Raw genomic sequence first — 15,340 nt, forward strand, 5'->3', positions numbered from 1 at the left:
GCCGGGCTGGTTTTTTCCCACCATTTCTGCTTTCACTCATGAAAAACTGGCGTACCCTAGTACTTGGTATCTGCGCCGCTTCGCTGTTCTCGCTGTCTGCCTGCGAGAAGGACGAGGACCGGCTGGTACTTACCCCTACCACCACTGGTAGCGCACTACAAGTATCGAGCAACACGATTGTGCTCGACAAAGCCACCCCCGACGCCCCGGCCGCTACATTCTCCTGGAAAGCCCAGGACTATGGCTACCAGGCCAGCCCCACCTACATTCTGCAGTTCATCAAGGCCGGTGGCTCCTTCGACTCCGTGAAAACGGTGCAGTCGGCGGAAGTAACGGGTGCCACCTCGCGCACCTTCTCCACCGCCGACCTGAACGGCATCCTGCTGCGGCTGGGCCTAGCGGCTAACACCCCCGGCCAGTTCCAGGCCCGGGTAGTATCCGGGGTGCGCGGCCTCGGCATCGACACGTCCAAGCCGTTGCTCTCGCAGAGCGTATCCGACCCGATTACGATGACCGGTACTCCCTTCGGTATGTCGGTGCTGTACGTGCCGGGCAACTACCAGGGCTGGTCGCCGGCGGGGGCCCCCATTCTGGGCGCGTTCAACTCGGCTTCGCCCCAGGCCTACGAAGGCTACATCTACATGAGCGAGGCTACACCGGAGTTCAAATTCACGTCGAAGGCGGGCTGGGACGGCACCAACTACGGCTCTGGCGCCGGCGCGGGCACGCTTTCTTCCGCGGGCAGCGCCGGCAACCTTTCCATCACGACGGGGGCTGGCTTCTACCTGATTAAGGCAGATCTGGCCAACATGTCGTGGTCGGCAACCAAAACTACCTGGGCCGTTATCGGCGACGCGACGCCCGGCGGCTGGAACACCGAAACGCCCCTCACCTACGACGTGGCCAACAAGGTTTGGACCGGCCGGGTAGCCCTGGGCGCCGGTGCGCTGAAATTCCGCGCTAACAACGACTGGACCATCAACTTCGGGGACACCGGCAATGACGGTTCGCTGGAGTACGGCGGCACCGACATTCCGGCTCCCGCTGCCGGCACCTACACCATCACCCTGAACCTGAACACGCCCGGCAGCTACACCTACACGCTGGCCCGCTAAGCGGGTGCGGCAGTAGCTGACCAGCAACGAGTAAAAAGCCCCGTCAGCTTCCCTGGCGGGGCTTTTTTTGAAGTTTGCCGACTGTAGATTTTGCGGCATTATCTGCAGTTCACTTTCCCTTCCGGCCGCCTTGCCCCGTACCAGCGTACACCGGTGGGCAGCGGCGGCTTGCGCAATCGGCGGCTTCCTGTACTTTCGTAATTCCCTTCACCCCGAAGCCGGCGGCCTGTGCAGCGCGGCTTTCCTAACAGACCTTCTATGATTCTTATTGCTGACGGCGGCTCGACCAAGAGCAGCTGGTGCCAGCTCGATGAGGCCGGCAACCGTGTGTATTTCAACACCGAGGGCTACAACCCCGACTTCATGAAGACCGATGCCGTAGCGGCTTCACTCGACAAGAACCTGCCTACCGCGCTGCCCCGCGCCGAAGTCACGCAGGTGCACTACTACGGCGCCGGCGTGTCGAATGCCAAAAAGGCCGAAAGCATTGCCGCCGCCATGCGCCAGACGTTCCCGAACGCGCAGGTGAAAGTAGACCACGACCTGCTGGCCGCCGCCCACGCCCTGCTCGGCGACAAGCCCGGGTTTGCCGCCATTCTGGGTACCGGCACCAACTCCTGCCTCTACAATGGCGAGAAGGTAATCCACAATATCGATTCGCTGGGCTACTTCCTCGGGGATGAAGGCTCGGGCTCGTTTATCGGGAAGCGCCTGCTGCGCGACTACCTGCGCGGCCTGCTGCCCGATGGCCTGCAGGAAATCTTCCAGCAGGAGTTCAACATGACCCGCGACGACATCTTGGACCGGCTCTACAACCAGCCGCTGCCGAACCGCTTTCTGGCCGGCTTCGGCAAGTTCGCCTACGACCACAACAACATCAGCTACTGCCGCGAGATAGTGCTGCAGGGCTTCGAAACCTTCTTCGCCAACATCGTAGCGCACTACCCCAACTACCAGGACTACACGTTCAACTGCGTGGGCTCGGTAGGCTACAACTTCCGCGACGCGCTGGCCCAGGTGGCCCGCGCCCACAATATGGAAGTCGGCAAAATCATCCGCTCCCCTATCGACGACCTGGTGAGCTACCACGAAAGTAAGCTGAACGCATAGCCAGCTACGGCTTTCTAATACACAAAAAGGGCCGCCTCCAGTTGGAGGCGGCCCTTTTTGGTGGCGGTTGTAATCTTTGGCAACTCGGGGGCGGCTAGTGCTGCACCACTAAGCGGGTAGTTTGCAGCAGCTGGCCGGTGCTGAGTTGCACGATGTACACGCCATTGGCCAGGTCCTGCACCGGCAGCTGCAGCTGATGCGCCCCGGCCGGCTGTTTGGTGCTGGCCTCCACAGTGCGCACCGTGGCTCCCAGCAGATTCAGCACCGTGACGGTGACGGGCGCGGCGCTGGGCAGCTCGTAGCGCAGCGTGGCCGTGGTGGCCGTGGGGTTGGGCGAGGCCGTCAGGCGCAGGGCCTGGGTGGCGCGGGGCCGGGCGCTGAGTACGCTGGCTTTCTTCACGCGGCTCGTAGTGTATACCGCATACTGGCCCGGCTGCAGCGTGAGCGGCGCCGTGGCACTAGTCACCGTGATACTGTCGCCGGAGAGGTAGTTGTACCACTTGCCGGTGCGCTGAAACGCCGGGTTCACGCTCTGGGCCGTCACGTCGAAGTTGCCGACCACGGTGATGTTCTGGGCGGAACTGCTGAGGTGCAGGGTTTTGGTAGCGCCCGTTACGTTCTGCGTAAACGTGCCGGTTTCAAACACGGGGTCAGCCTTTTTCAGGCCGATCAGGTAGCGGTAGGCGTCGTAGAGCTGGCGGCGGGGCTGCTCGTCGTAGTAAGTCCAGCGGATTGGCTTGTTGCCGGTGCGGCCGTTGAAGTCGATGCTCACATCGTAGCCGACCTCACCGAACTGCCACACCATTTTGGGGCCGGGCACCAGGAAGAAGAACGCGGCGGCGGCTTCGTTGCGGGCCAGTGCCGTAGCCAGATTGCGCGGGTTGTGCGCCGGGTTGGCCTGGTTGCCGTAGGCCAGGTTTTTCACCATCAGCCGCTCCTCGTCGTGGCTTTCCATGTAAGTCACCAAGTTGGGCTGGTTCCAGGTGCGGGCGCCGTAGTAGCCGTAGCTCAGGTCGGAGGAGCCCACGTAGCCCATGGTGGCCTCGTTGTAGTTGTGGGTCATGTTGCCCCAGAGCATCATACCGGCATCGGCCAGCACTTTCTCCTCCGAGTTTTCGGCGAAATGCTCCAGAATGCAGAACACGTTGGGGTCGATGGCCGTGAGCTGCCCGTAGATGCGGGTCCAGGTGTTGATGCGCGACTGGTCGTACTGCCCCATCAGCGCCGACTGCTGGTCGAATGTCAGGCCCGGCTGCGCCGATACGCGCTGCGTGAAGCCCTTGCTCAAATCGAAGCGGTAGCCGTCAATCTTGTATTCCTGCAGCCAGTGCGCATTCACTTTCTCCACGAAATACTGCGTAAACGGGCTTTCGTGGTTGAAGTCGTAGCAGACGTTGAAGGGGTGCGTGGCATCCTGGTTGAACCAGGGCGAGTTGGCGGCGGGCTTGCCGGCGTTGCCATCGAAATACAGCTGCACCATGGGGCTCTGGCCGCAGCTGTGGTTGAGCACCATGTCCATGAGCACGGCAATACCGCGGCGGTGGCACTCATCAATGAAGCGCTTCAGCTCGTTTTTGGTACCGTAGTATTTATCGGGCGCGAAGTAGAACGACGGGTTGTAGCCCCAGCTTTCGTTGCCCTCAAACTCGTTGAAGGGCATCAGCTCAATGGCATTCACGCCGAGGCGCTGCAGGTAGTTGAGCGTGTCGCGCAGGGTTTCGTAGTCGTGGCGCTCAATGAAGTCGCGCACCAGCAGCTCATAAATCACCAGGTCGGTTTTCTTGGGCTTCTGGAAGTTGGTCACCTGCCACTGGTAAGCCGTCTGGCCGGTTTGCAGCACCGACACGATGCCCGTAGTGCGGCCCGTGGGGTACGGCTTGAGGTTGGGGTAGGTAGCGGCCGGAATAAATGAGTCGTTGCTCGGGTCCAGTACCTTTTCGGTATAGGGGTCGGCGATGCGCAGGGTGCCATCCACCAGATATTGATAGGCATACTCCACGCCCGGCGTCAGGCCATTGATCTGCAGCCACCAGCGGTTGCCATCGGGCGTTTTGTTCATGTAGGCCGCGTTTTCAACCTGCCAGTTGTTCCACTCGCCGAGAGCGTACACAAACTGCTTGCCGGGCGCGGTCAGGTTCAGCAGCACCGAAGTGCCGCCATTCAGGTACGTTACGCCGTCTTTGGCGCCGGCCGGCAGCGCCGCCACGTTCACGGCCGGGCGCACCACAAACACCAGCGAGTCGGCGACTTGCTGCGCCCCGGTGCCGGCTACCAGCTTTACTACGTTGCGGCCGGCCTGGGTGGCCGTTACGGTACCGCTGAGCGCGGTAGTGCTGGCCTGCTGCGTCACCAGCACGTTGTTGAGGTACAGTGCCATCGACGTGCTGGCCGAGGCCGTACCGGTTACGCTCAATTGGTCGTTCAGGCTCAGAAACAGCGGGTTGCCACCGGCCGGCACTACTGGGCTCGTGATGCGCACGGTCAGGGCCGCGCTCTGCTGCACATCCACGAATATGTCGCCGCCGCCGCTGGCCCGGCCTACAATGGTGCCGTTGGCGTTCCGGAACACCATGGCCAGCTTCAGGATCTGCTCGCCGGCCGGCACGTTGTAGAACGTGCGGGGCGTGAAGCTGATGCTGTACTGGTTAGGATTCGTGGCGCTGCGCGTCAGCAGGGCCGCCGGGTCGGGGGCCGTAAACGAGGGGCTTTTTACGTGCTTCCAGTCGGAATTGCTGGTGCTGAGGTTAGTGATAACACCGGTCCAGATATACACCGGGCCCGTGAAGCCGGCTAATGCTGCATTGCCCTGGGTGGCATCGAAGGTCAGGGTAATGGGCGTCGTATCCTGAAAAAACAGGGGTTGCGTGCTCACTACCTGCGCCCGCAAAACCGGCATTCCAGCCAGTAGCGCCAGTAGCGTGAGAAATAGTCGAAGTGTCTTCATGAAGGTGAGGATGGGGGATTTTTGGAAGGGACTGAAAACGCAACTAATGCCACATTGCTCATTTTAACTTGCTTATGAGCTTCAAACAGTGCAAGGTGGCATTAAATATACACAACGGCAGCTGTCTGGCCCAAGCCACAACTTGCTTTTGTCGTAGCTTTGGCGTCCCTACACCGGCCTCTGTTTTTCCCTGCGTCCATGCCCTTTTTCTGCTCCTGTTTCCGGCTGCCCGCTCCGCTGCGCCGGGGTGGCTTCTGGGTTCTGGCCGCGGTACTGATGGCATTGCCGGGGCCGCTGGCGGCACAGGTACCGTTAGCAGCAGCGCCGCCCTCGGCAGCTACTGCCGTTTCTTCGGTAGCGGTGCCAGCCTCTTTGTCCGAAGCCGCCCCGGACAGCAACCGCCTGAGCCGGCGGCTGCCCGTGCTGGCGGGCGGGCTGGCCATTACGTACACGGGGCTGATGTATGGCCTGAGCAAGAGCTGGTACACCGGCGAGCGGGTGCCACTGCACTGGTTCAACGACCTGCCGGAGTGGAAGCAGATGGACAAGGCCGGGCACTTCTGGGGCGCGTTTCACCAGAGCCGGGGCGCGGTGGATATGCTGCGCTGGGCCGGCGTGCCGGAGCGGCGGGCCATCTGGTACGGCGGGTTCGTAGGCTTTCTGCTCCAGAGCCCCATCGAGCTGCTCGATGGCCGCGACCCGGCCTACGGCGCTTCGGCGACTGACTTGGCGGCCAACTTTCTGGGCTCAGCGGGCCTGATTGGGCAGCAGCTGGCCTGGGGCGAGGTGCGCATCATGCCCAAGTACTCCTTCCATACCACCCGCTACGCCGCGTTGCGCCCCAACGTGCTGGGCCGCAGCCTGGCCGAGCAGCATCTGAAAGACTACAACGGCCAGACCTACTGGCTGTGCGCCGACATCGGGGCCTGGCTGCCGGCCGCCTCGCGCTGGCCCCGCTGGCTGCAGCCGGCCGTGGGCTATGGCGCTCAGCAGATGGTCTACAACGACCCGGCCGCCAACGCGGCCCTCGGGCTGCGCGCCTACCGCCAGTACTACCTGAGCCTGGACCTGGACCTGCGCCATATCCCGACCCGCAGCAAGTTGCTGCGGCGGGTGTTCTACGTGGCCAGCATCTTCCACCTGCCCGCCCCCGCCCTCGAATGGAACCCGCGGCGCGGCTTCGTGATGCACGGGCTTTACTACTAAGCCAACCGCAGCGCAAGACCGGCGCAGCGTTTTGCCTCAGCCAGGCGTAAGCAGGGAAATAACCGTAGGCCGGAGCCAAGTCCCGGTTACCTTTGTTGCTTTCCCACACCTGACCTGATACCGCTACCACTATGAACGTAGGAGACCGAGTGCGCCTGTTAACCGGCCGCGAGCAAGGCATTGTTACCCGTCTGCTCAGCGACGAGCTGGTAGAAGTAGCCATTGATAACGATTTTACGATTCCGGTGTTGCGCCGCGAAGTGGTGGTCGTAGCCGCCGACGAAGACAAGGCTTTCGGCCGCCAGGGTCCGCCGCCGGTGTCGCCGCACCGCGCCAAAGCCGGCAAGCACAAGCCCGCCAAACCCGCCGCCCAGCCGGCGCAGGCAGCCGGAGCCGGCCCTGCTGCCGAGCAGCCCGCGCCGCCCAAAGCCACCGTGCCCCAGCCCGCCGCCAAAGGCCTCTACCTCGCCCTGAGCCACCAGTCGCCGGAGCTGCTGTCGGTGCACGTCATCAACCACACCGACCGGGACGTGCTCTACACCTACGGTGAGGAAAACCAGGGCCGCTACCGGGGCCTGCGCTCCGACAAGCTGGGGCCCAAAGCTGTGAGCGGGGCGCTGGCTCACCTGCACCTCAAGGATTTCGACCAGTGGCCGGCCGTGGTGGTGCAGTTGCTCCCCCACCAGGTAAACGGCGACACGGCCTACGAGCTGCTCACCAAACGCACGCAATTCAAGGCGGCCAGCTTCTATAGCAGCCGCCGCGAAGCACCCGTACTGGGCCGCGAGGCCTATCTGTTTCAGCTGGATGAGAAGCCGGCTGCGCCCGTGGCTATTGCTCCTGAAAAGCTGGCCGAGGCGCTGCAGGCCCAGCTCACGGGCAATGCCCCTGCCAAGCCCGCTGCTATAGCCCCGGCCCCGGAGCCCGCCAAAGCCATTAAGGCCCCGCCCCACGAGCTGGACCTGCATCTGGAGGCGCTGCGGCCCGAGGGCGGCGAGGAGCTGAGCAACACGGCCATCCTGAAGCTGCAGCTCGAAGCCTTCGAGGATGCGCTGAGCCGTGCGCTGGCCACCAACATGCACGAAATCGTGTTCATCCACGGCTCGGGCAGCGGCACGCTCCGCAAGGAAATCCATAAGCTGCTGAGCCGCAACAAGGACATCAAGTTCTTCGAGGATTCGCAGAAGGAGAAGTTCGGCTATGGCGCTACGCTGGTCCGGCTGAAGTAAGCAGAAATAATGTAGTTGTGCCTTGAGAAGCTGTTTTTGGATGGTTTTTCAGGGCACAATTATTTGTGATACCACTCTTATTTATGTCTGTTGCTTTCCGATACTTTACTCGCCGCACATATTTTCATCCGTTATTATTTCTTCACTATTCAACTGCCTTCTTTCCAGTTGTATGGTAGTACACCAAAACTCAAGAGTATCATCGAAGCAACTCGGTCTAAACTAAATTCAACTTTGGCGGCTCAAGAAATTTGTAGGCCAGCAAGACAGAGATAAATGTGACGACGTTAAGCGCTACACTATTGTCTCGTCTTATAACCTTTCGCCAGTGATTTTAGCGAATTCTGCAGGCCTTGTTTCTGTCAATCGGCGCAATAGCCCCCACAGCTCTACGATATACTTCGTAAATGGGAAGCACCGTATCACGCCACTTGATTTGAAGCTGACCAGATGCGGGCCACTAGAATACATTGTTTCTATTGACACTTCAGCTGAGAAAAGAAGACAGGTTCAAGTAGTTGAAAGTGCACTGCAACGTCATGCACATGAATTACCAGATAGTCTTCAACAGCAGATTAGGCAACATTTTCAGTTTATCTACCGATAGTTTTCTTGAATGAAATTCCCTGCGCTTCTCGCCGCTTCCCTCCTTTCCGTTTCTGCGCTGGCCCAGCAGCTGCCGGTGCCGCTCAACCTGCAGGCCACCTACGCCAAGGGCACCCGCTCCGCAACCGGCGCGCCCGGCCCCAACTACTGGCAGAATACCGCCGACTACGACATTGCCGTGCGCTTCGACCCGGCCACCCGGCGCGTGGCGGGCACCGTGGATATCAGCTACCAGAACCTCAGCCCCGACTCGCTGCGGCAGCTGCAGTTCAAGCTCTACCTCAACTACTACCAGAAAGGGGCACCCCGCGCCGGCCGCATTGCGCCCGAAGACGTGAATGAGGGCGTGCAGATTGAAAGCCTGACCCTCGACGGGCAGCCGCAGGATGTGAGCAAGCTGCGCATTCAGGCCACTAACATGCCCGTGCGCCTGCCCAAAGCCCTGGCCTCGGGCCGTGCCACCAAGGTGCGAATAGCGTATTCCTACACGCTCAACAAAGGCTCCCACATGCGCACCGGCGAGGTGGAGCCCAACGCGGCATTCGTGGCATACTTCTTCCCCCGCGTGGCCGTGTACGACGACATCGACGGTTGGAATGTGTTCGACTACAATGGCTCCCAGGAGTTCTACAACGACTTCTGCACGTTCCGGGCGGCTATTACGGTACCGCGCAACTTTGTGGTGTGGGCCACCGGCGACCTGCAGAACCCCGACCAGGTACTGACCAAAAAGTACGCCAGGCGCCTCCAAGATGCCGAGCGCAAAGACGCCATTACCAGCATCATCACGGAAGCCGACCTGAAGCGCCAGGACATTACGGCCGCCAACGCTGAAAACACGTGGCGTTTCGAGGCCAGGAACGTGACGGACTTCGTGTTTGCCACCACCGACCATTACGTATGGCAGGCCAGCAGCCTGGTCGTGGACCCCGCTACCCAGCGCCGCACGCGCGTGGATGCGGTGTACAACCCCAGGCACAAGGACTTCGAGGAAGTGGTGCAGTTCAACCGCCAGACGGTGCAGGCCATGAGCTACACGTTTCCGAAGTGGCCCTTCCCCTACTCCCACGAAACCGTATTCGACGGCCTCGACCAGATGGAGTACCCGATGATGGTGAACGACAACCCCGTCGAAACCCGCGACGACGCCATTACCCTCACCGACCACGAAGTGTTCCACACGATGTTCCCGTTCTACATGGGCACCAACGAAACCAAGTACGCCTGGATGGACGAGGGCTGGGCCACCATCGGCGAGTGGATTATTTCGGGCATCATCAAGCCCGGTTTCGAGGACGACTACGGCATTGCGCCCTACGCCAAGGGCTCGGCGCAGGAGTTTGATGTGCCCATCACCACGCTCAGCACCCAGCAAAGCGGCACGGCCCTATTCCTCAACTCCTACCCCAAACCCGCGCTGGGCTACCTCTACGTGAAGGATTTGCTCGGTGATGAGCTGTTCACGAAGGCGCTGCACACCTACATCCGCAACTGGAACGGCAAGCACCCCATGCCCTACGACTTCTTCAACTCCATGAACACGGGAGCGGGACAAAACCTGAACTGGTTCTGGCAGCGCTGGTTCTTCGACGGCGGCTATCCCGACCTGGCCATTGCCAGCGTCACGAAAACCGCCACCGGCCACGACATCCTCGTGCAGGCCAAAGGCACCAAGCCCGTCCCCGTTGACCTCACCGTCACCTACACCGATGGCAAAACCGAGAAGCTCCACCGCACCATTGCCGTGTGGCAAGCCGGCAACTCCAGCGTCACGGTGCCTGTGGCCACTACCAAAGCCGTGAAGCGCGTGGAGCTGGGCAGCACCTGGGTACCGGACAAGAATAAGGCGGATAATGTGTGGGAGGGGAAGTAATATGGAATCTGCCAGTGAACAGCATCTAGGCTGAACAACGCTGGCACTGCTTTATTGGTAAGGCGGTTACATTCAGCAAGCGTTATCACTCACGTATTCTGTAGCTATGGCCAACTTCCATCTTTCTTTCGTAGCGGGCATTATTTTGCTGTTTCCATCAGCGGCTCATGCGCAAACGCAGCAACCGCAGTCCACCCAGCAGGCCGATACCATTCAGCAGCCGAAGCCGAAATCTGGTACGGTTATCAAACTATACTGTGGCCCCAACCGCCTGTTGCCTCACCAGCAGCCTCTTTATGTAGTTAATGGCAAACCCTTAAAAGGAGAAAAGTCACTTCAGAGTATCAATCCCAATGATATAGAGAAGATTGACATTCTGAAAGACAAGAAGGCCGTGGAACGCTTCGGCCCAGCGGCCATAAATGGCGCCGTACTCATCACTACCAAGACAGGCAAGCGGTAAACACGCTTCTCACAGATCATGAAACGCTACTTCTCCACTTGCCACGAATTGTAGGTATCAACCTACAATTCAGATGAAACAACCTAAAAAACGCTGGGCCTGGACGGCACGCCAGCGTAACCGCATCCAGTTCTACACCAAAGAAACCTACTACAGCCTTCGTCCTGGAAAGTGGCTGCTGCGCCATCTATGGAGCCGCCACCGGATGCAGACGTTTGTAGCCTTACACCAGATTCAGCAGGGCCGGGAAGAGGCGGACGTGCAGCTTCCGTTTCACCACAAGCATTCCGGCAAGTGGCTATGTGACTAAAAAAGGGCGCCCAAACGGGCGCCCTTTTTTAGTTGTTCAACATTACCCCCCTACCCTTTCGGGCTGAGCGTGATGTACGGAATGATACATTCCTCCAGCGAGATGCCGCCGTGCTGGAACGTGTCCTTGTAGTAGTTCACGTAGTAGTTGTAGTTGTTGGGGTAGGCGAAGAAATAGTCGCCGACGGTGAAGACGTAGGCGGTGCTCACGTTTTCGCGGGGCAGGAAAATACGCTCCGGCTTGCGCACCGTGTACACGTCCTTGCTGTCGTCGAAGCCCAGGTTTTTACCGTGCTTGTAGCGCAGGTTGGTATTGGTGTTCCGGTCGCCCACAATCTTGTAGGGCCGCTTTACCCGAATAGTGCCGTGGTCCGTTGTGATGATGAGCTTGCCCTTCTTCTCGGCAATCACCTGCAGCATCTCATACAGCGGCGAATGTAGGAACCACGAGCGAGTGATGCTGCGGTACGCCGACTCATCGGCGGCCAGCTCCCGAATCATGGCCATGTCGGTGCGGGCGTGCGAGAGCATGTCCACGAAGTTGTAGACAATGGCGTTCAGCTTGAAGTTGTTGTGCAGGTTCGACATTTTGCCCAGCAGATCTTTGCCGGCCTGCAGGTTGGTCACCTTGTGGTAGCTGAACTTCTGCTTCTGGTTAGCCTTCTGGAACATGATTTCCATGAACTCGGCCTCGTTGAGGTTTTTACCCTCATCATCGTCGTCCCACACCCACAGATTGGGGTATTTCTTCTGGATTTCGCCGGGCATCATGCCCGAGAAGATGGCATTGCGGGCGTAAGCCGTGGTGGTGGGCAGAATGGAGTAGTACATCTCCTCCTGGTCCACGGTAAACAGCTCGGCAATGATGGGCTCCAGAATCTTCCACTGGTCGTAGCGCAGGTTGTCGATCAGCAGGAAGTACACGGGCGTATCGCCGGTCTGCTTCATGAGCGGAAACACGCGCTCCTGGAACAGCTGGTGCGACATGAGCGGGGCTTCCTTATCGTCGCCGTTCACCCAGTCCTCGTAGTTTTCCGTGATGAAGCGGCCGAAGTACGTGTTGGCCTCGTCCTTCTGCATGTTGAAGACCTCGGCCATGCTTTTGCCTTCCGTCTCGTTGATTTCCAGCTCCCAGTACACCAGCTTCTTATACACGTCGGCCCACTCGGCGGGCGAGAGGCGGTCGGAGAGCTGCATGCCCAGCTGGCGGAAGTCGCGCTGGTAGCCCGAGTTGGTGGCTTCGCTGATCAGGCGCTTGTTGTCGAGCACCTTCTTCACCGCCAGCAGAATCTGGCTCGGGTTGACGGGCTTGATGAGGTAGTCGGCAATTTTGGCCCCGATGGCCGATTCCATGATGTGCTCTTCCTCACTCTTGGTAATCATCACCACCGGCACAGTGGGGCGGGCCGCCTTGATTTCGGTGAGGGTTTCGAGGCCGGTCAGGCCGGGCATGTTTTCATCCAGGAAGACGATGTCGTAGGTCTTCTCCTGGATTTCCTCAATGGCGTCGGCCCCGGAATTGACGCCCGTGACGTCGTATCCTTTTTCCTTCAGGAACAGAATGTGGGGCTTGAGCAGGTCGATTTCGTCATCGGCCCAGAGGATGGAGTATTGTTGCATATGTAGGGTCTTGGGTATGGCCGGGGCATGTGCTCCGCACCGCATGAAACGAGCCGTAGCAGCTGCCGCCTGCTCCGCCTTGCGGCCCCCGAAAGAGGCCAAAGCGCGAATGTAGGTTGCAACTGAAGTTTCGTAAGTAGCTTTACTCCCAATCCCAGGTTTTTGATTCTAAAAAATTACCGGAAACAGATATTTGCCTGTAACTCCGCCGTAAAGAAGCCAAAAAAAGTTGGTTTAGGTTCCCGGCCACCGTGCCCGGACGCCCGCCGGGTGGGCCGCAGTTTCCTTCGGCGCCACGCCCAAAACACCCCTTACTGATGCGCTAGGCCAACGTCTGGCGGACCGTTGTATGAATAAAAAGAAAATCTTCAACGACCCGGTGTATGGTTTCGTCACCATCCCGACGGAGCTGTTGTTCGACCTGATTGAGCATTCGTATTTTCAGCGGCTGCGGCGCATTCAGCAGCTGGGGCTCACCATGTTTGTGTATCCGGGGGCGCTGCACACCCGTTTCCATCACGCGCTGGGCGCCATGCACCTGATGTCTCTGGCGCTGCGCACGCTCAAAGACAAGGGCATCCCGATTTCGGCGCGCGAAGGCGAGGCCGCCCAGGCTGCCATCCTGCTCCACGACATCGGCCACGGTCCCCTCTCCCACGCGCTGGAGCGCAGCATTTTCCATGATGTGCACCACGAGGAAATCAGCCTGCACCTGATGCAGAAGCTGAACGCCGAGTTTGGCGGCGCGCTGGACCTGGCTATTGCCATCTTCAAGGGCACCTACCACCGGCCGTTCTTCCATCAGCTCGTGAGCAGCCAGCTCGACATGGACCGGCTCGACTACCTCAACCGCGACTCGTTCTATACCGGCGTGCAGGAGGGCCGCCCCGGCGCCGACCGCCTCATCAAGATGCTGACCGTGGTGGACGAGCGGCTGGTGCTGGAGGAAAAGGCCGTGTACAGTATCGAGAACTTCCTGGTGAGCCGCCGCCTGATGTACTGGCAGGTGTACCTGCACAAAACCGTAACCAGCGCCGAGCAGATGGTGATTAGGATTATGGAGCATGCCCGCAATCTGGTGCGGGCTGGGGTAGAGGTGCCGGCCTCGCCCAACCTGCACTTCTTCCTTTCGCGCAACATTACGCAACAGGAGTTTGAGCAGGACGAGCGGATTCTGCGCCGCTTCACCCGCCTCGACGATACCGACGTGTGGAGCGCCGTGAAGCTCTGGGCCGACCACCCCGATAAAGTCCTCAACTTTCTGGCGCAAAGCCTCCTGGACCGGCGGCTGTTCAAGATTACGCTCCAGAGCCAGTCCTTCGACGACGATTTTCAAGTGGGCATTGTGGAGCTGATTGCCGAGCGGTTTGGCCTGAACCATCAGGAAGCCGCGCAGCTGATGATAGCCGGCCGCATCAGCAACAATGCCTACGACGCCGACGGCCAAGACACCATTGATGTGCTTACCAAGCGCGGCCGCGTAGTAAACGTAGCCGAAGCCTCCGACCTGCCCAACATCAAGGCCCTGGGCCAGCGCGTAGAGAAGCACTACATCTGCTACCCCAAGGAGATTCTGTGAGGAGTTGGTAAAACCCTGTCATCCTGAGCACAGCGAAGAACCTGCTCCCGTTAGAACAATAGGTATCTGGTGGAAACGCAGCCATAGTAAGATTCTTCGCTCTGCTCAGGATGACACAACACCTCTTAACATTCCCTACTTTTGCGCCCTATGGAATTTACGGTAGGCCAGATAGCAGAAGTGTTGCGCGGCGCAGTAGAAGGCGACGCAAGCCAGCGGATTGACCGGCTGGCCAAAATCGAAGAGGCCCAAACGGGTGCCCTCTCCTTCCTCTCCAACCTCAAGTATGAGCCCCACCTGTATACTACGGGTGCCTCGGCAGTCATCGTGAGCCGTACGCTGGAGCTGAAGCAGCCGGTGGCTACCGCCCTTATCCGCGTTGATGACCCGTACACCAGCTTCACTACGCTGCTGGAGTTCTACCAGCAGGCCACCCGCACCGGCAAGCGTGGCGTAGAGGAGCCGGCCTATATGGCGGGCAGCTCCACCATCGGCGACAACCACTACCGCGGCGCGTTTTCCTACATCGGCGAGAACTGCCAGATCGGCAACGACGTGGTCATTTTCCCGCACGTGTTCATCGGCGACCGGTGCAAAATCGGGGATAACACAATTTTGTACGCCGGGGCCAAAGTCTACGCCGAAACCGTTATCGGCAACCGCTGCACCGTGCATGCCGGCGCCGTTATCGGCTCCGATGGGTTTGGGTTTGCGCCGCAGCCCGATGGCTCCTACCGCACCATTCCGCAGATCGGCAATGTGGTGCTGGAAGACAACGTGAGCATTGGGGCCAACGCCACCATCGACTGCGCTACTATGGGCTCCACCATCATCCGGGAAGGCTCCAAAATCGATAATCTCGTGCAGATTGCCCACAATGTGGAGATTGGGCGGCATACCGTAGTAGCGGGGCAGACGGGCATTTCGGGCTCCACCAAAATCGGCGACTTCTGCGTACTGGCCGGCCAGACCGGCATTGCCGGGCACCTTTCGCTGGCCAACCGCACCACCGTCACGGCGCAGTCGGGCGTGGGCAAGTCTATTAAGGAAGAGGGCATTCTGCTGCAGGGCTCCCCGGCCTTTAGCCTGCGCGACAGCCTGCGGGCAAATGCCGTTTTCCGCCACCTGCCCGAGCTGGAGCGCCGCCTCACGCAACTGGAGCGCGGCACAAACCCGCCGGAAAAGTCCTAGCTTTGCCCCACGGAAGCCGGAAGTCAGAAGTCAGAAGCTAGAATGTTGACCTGCTCTAGCTTCCCGGCTTCTGACTTCTGGTTTTATTATACGCT

At 59.8% G+C, this 15,340-nt stretch carries 11 protein-coding genes; 9 read left to right on the top strand and 2 right to left on the bottom strand.

Annotated features, from left to right (window positions below):
* Positions 1-38: 38 nt before the first annotated feature.
* Together BUE15_RS07790 and BUE15_RS07795 are read left to right on the top strand one after the other, a co-directional pair.
* Entirely contained in the window at positions 39-1,115 is a 1,077-nt protein-coding gene (locus BUE15_RS07790; RefSeq protein ID WP_073282797.1) for a SusE domain-containing protein, read from the top strand.
* A gap of 258 nt (positions 1,116-1,373) precedes the next feature.
* Positions 1,374-2,225 carry an N-acetylglucosamine kinase gene (locus BUE15_RS07795; RefSeq protein ID WP_073282799.1) on the top strand — a complete coding sequence of 284 codons (852 nt, stop codon included), beginning with the start codon at positions 1,374-1,376 and terminating at the stop codon, positions 2,223-2,225.
* 94 nt (positions 2,226-2,319) lie between these two features.
* On the opposite strand, the gene BUE15_RS07800 is transcribed toward BUE15_RS07795, so the two are convergent.
* The gene (locus BUE15_RS07800) at positions 2,320-5,169 is read right to left on the bottom strand and encodes a DUF4961 domain-containing protein (protein WP_073282803.1); all 2,850 of its coding nucleotides are present in this window, start codon (positions 5,167-5,169) and stop codon (positions 2,320-2,322) included.
* Between the two features lie 198 nt (positions 5,170-5,367).
* Between BUE15_RS07800 and BUE15_RS07805 the strand changes: the two genes are divergently transcribed.
* The 5 genes from BUE15_RS07805 (at position 5,368) to BUE15_RS07825 (ending at position 10,856) form a co-directional block, all read left to right on the top strand.
* The gene (locus tag BUE15_RS07805; RefSeq protein ID WP_244535913.1) at positions 5,368-6,375 is read left to right on the top strand and encodes a DUF2279 domain-containing protein; all 1,008 of its coding nucleotides are present in this window, start codon (positions 5,368-5,370) and stop codon (positions 6,373-6,375) included.
* Between the two features lie 131 nt (positions 6,376-6,506).
* Entirely contained in the window at positions 6,507-7,604 is a 1,098-nt protein-coding gene (locus BUE15_RS07810) for a Smr/MutS family protein (RefSeq protein WP_073282806.1), read from the top strand.
* A 616-nt stretch (positions 7,605-8,220) separates the two neighbouring features.
* Positions 8,221-10,083 (top strand): M1 family metallopeptidase, encoded by a 1,863-nt coding sequence (locus tag BUE15_RS07815; RefSeq protein ID WP_073282810.1) that lies wholly within the window; start codon positions 8,221-8,223, stop codon positions 10,081-10,083.
* 106 nt (positions 10,084-10,189) lie between these two features.
* Positions 10,190-10,546, top strand: coding sequence for a TonB-dependent receptor plug domain-containing protein (locus tag BUE15_RS07820; RefSeq protein ID WP_073282813.1), 357 nt, complete (start codon positions 10,190-10,192; stop codon positions 10,544-10,546).
* A gap of 73 nt (positions 10,547-10,619) precedes the next feature.
* The gene (locus tag BUE15_RS07825) at positions 10,620-10,856 is read left to right on the top strand and encodes a hypothetical protein (protein WP_073282816.1); all 237 of its coding nucleotides are present in this window, start codon (positions 10,620-10,622) and stop codon (positions 10,854-10,856) included.
* A gap of 50 nt (positions 10,857-10,906) precedes the next feature.
* Here BUE15_RS07825 and porX read toward each other — a convergent pair whose 3' ends face one another.
* Complete coding sequence (porX, locus tag BUE15_RS07830; protein WP_073282819.1) at positions 10,907-12,475, bottom strand: T9SS response regulator signal transducer PorX; 1,569 nt, start codon at positions 12,473-12,475, stop codon at positions 10,907-10,909.
* A 349-nt stretch (positions 12,476-12,824) separates the two neighbouring features.
* Here porX and BUE15_RS07835 point away from each other — a divergent pair, with 349 nt between their 5' ends.
* Together BUE15_RS07835 and lpxD are read left to right on the top strand one after the other, a co-directional pair.
* Positions 12,825-14,054: an HD domain-containing protein gene (locus BUE15_RS07835; RefSeq protein ID WP_073282822.1), complete on the top strand. Its 1,230-nt coding sequence runs from the start codon at positions 12,825-12,827 to the stop codon at positions 14,052-14,054.
* A 150-nt stretch (positions 14,055-14,204) separates the two neighbouring features.
* Positions 14,205-15,245: a UDP-3-O-(3-hydroxymyristoyl)glucosamine N-acyltransferase gene (gene lpxD, locus BUE15_RS07840; RefSeq protein WP_073282825.1), complete on the top strand. Its 1,041-nt coding sequence runs from the start codon at positions 14,205-14,207 to the stop codon at positions 15,243-15,245.
* The last annotated feature ends 95 nt before the right edge of the window (positions 15,246-15,340 follow it).

It is taken from the genome of Hymenobacter psychrotolerans DSM 18569 (genome assembly GCF_900142395.1).
Taxonomy (GTDB): domain Bacteria; phylum Bacteroidota; class Bacteroidia; order Cytophagales; family Hymenobacteraceae; genus Hymenobacter; species Hymenobacter psychrotolerans.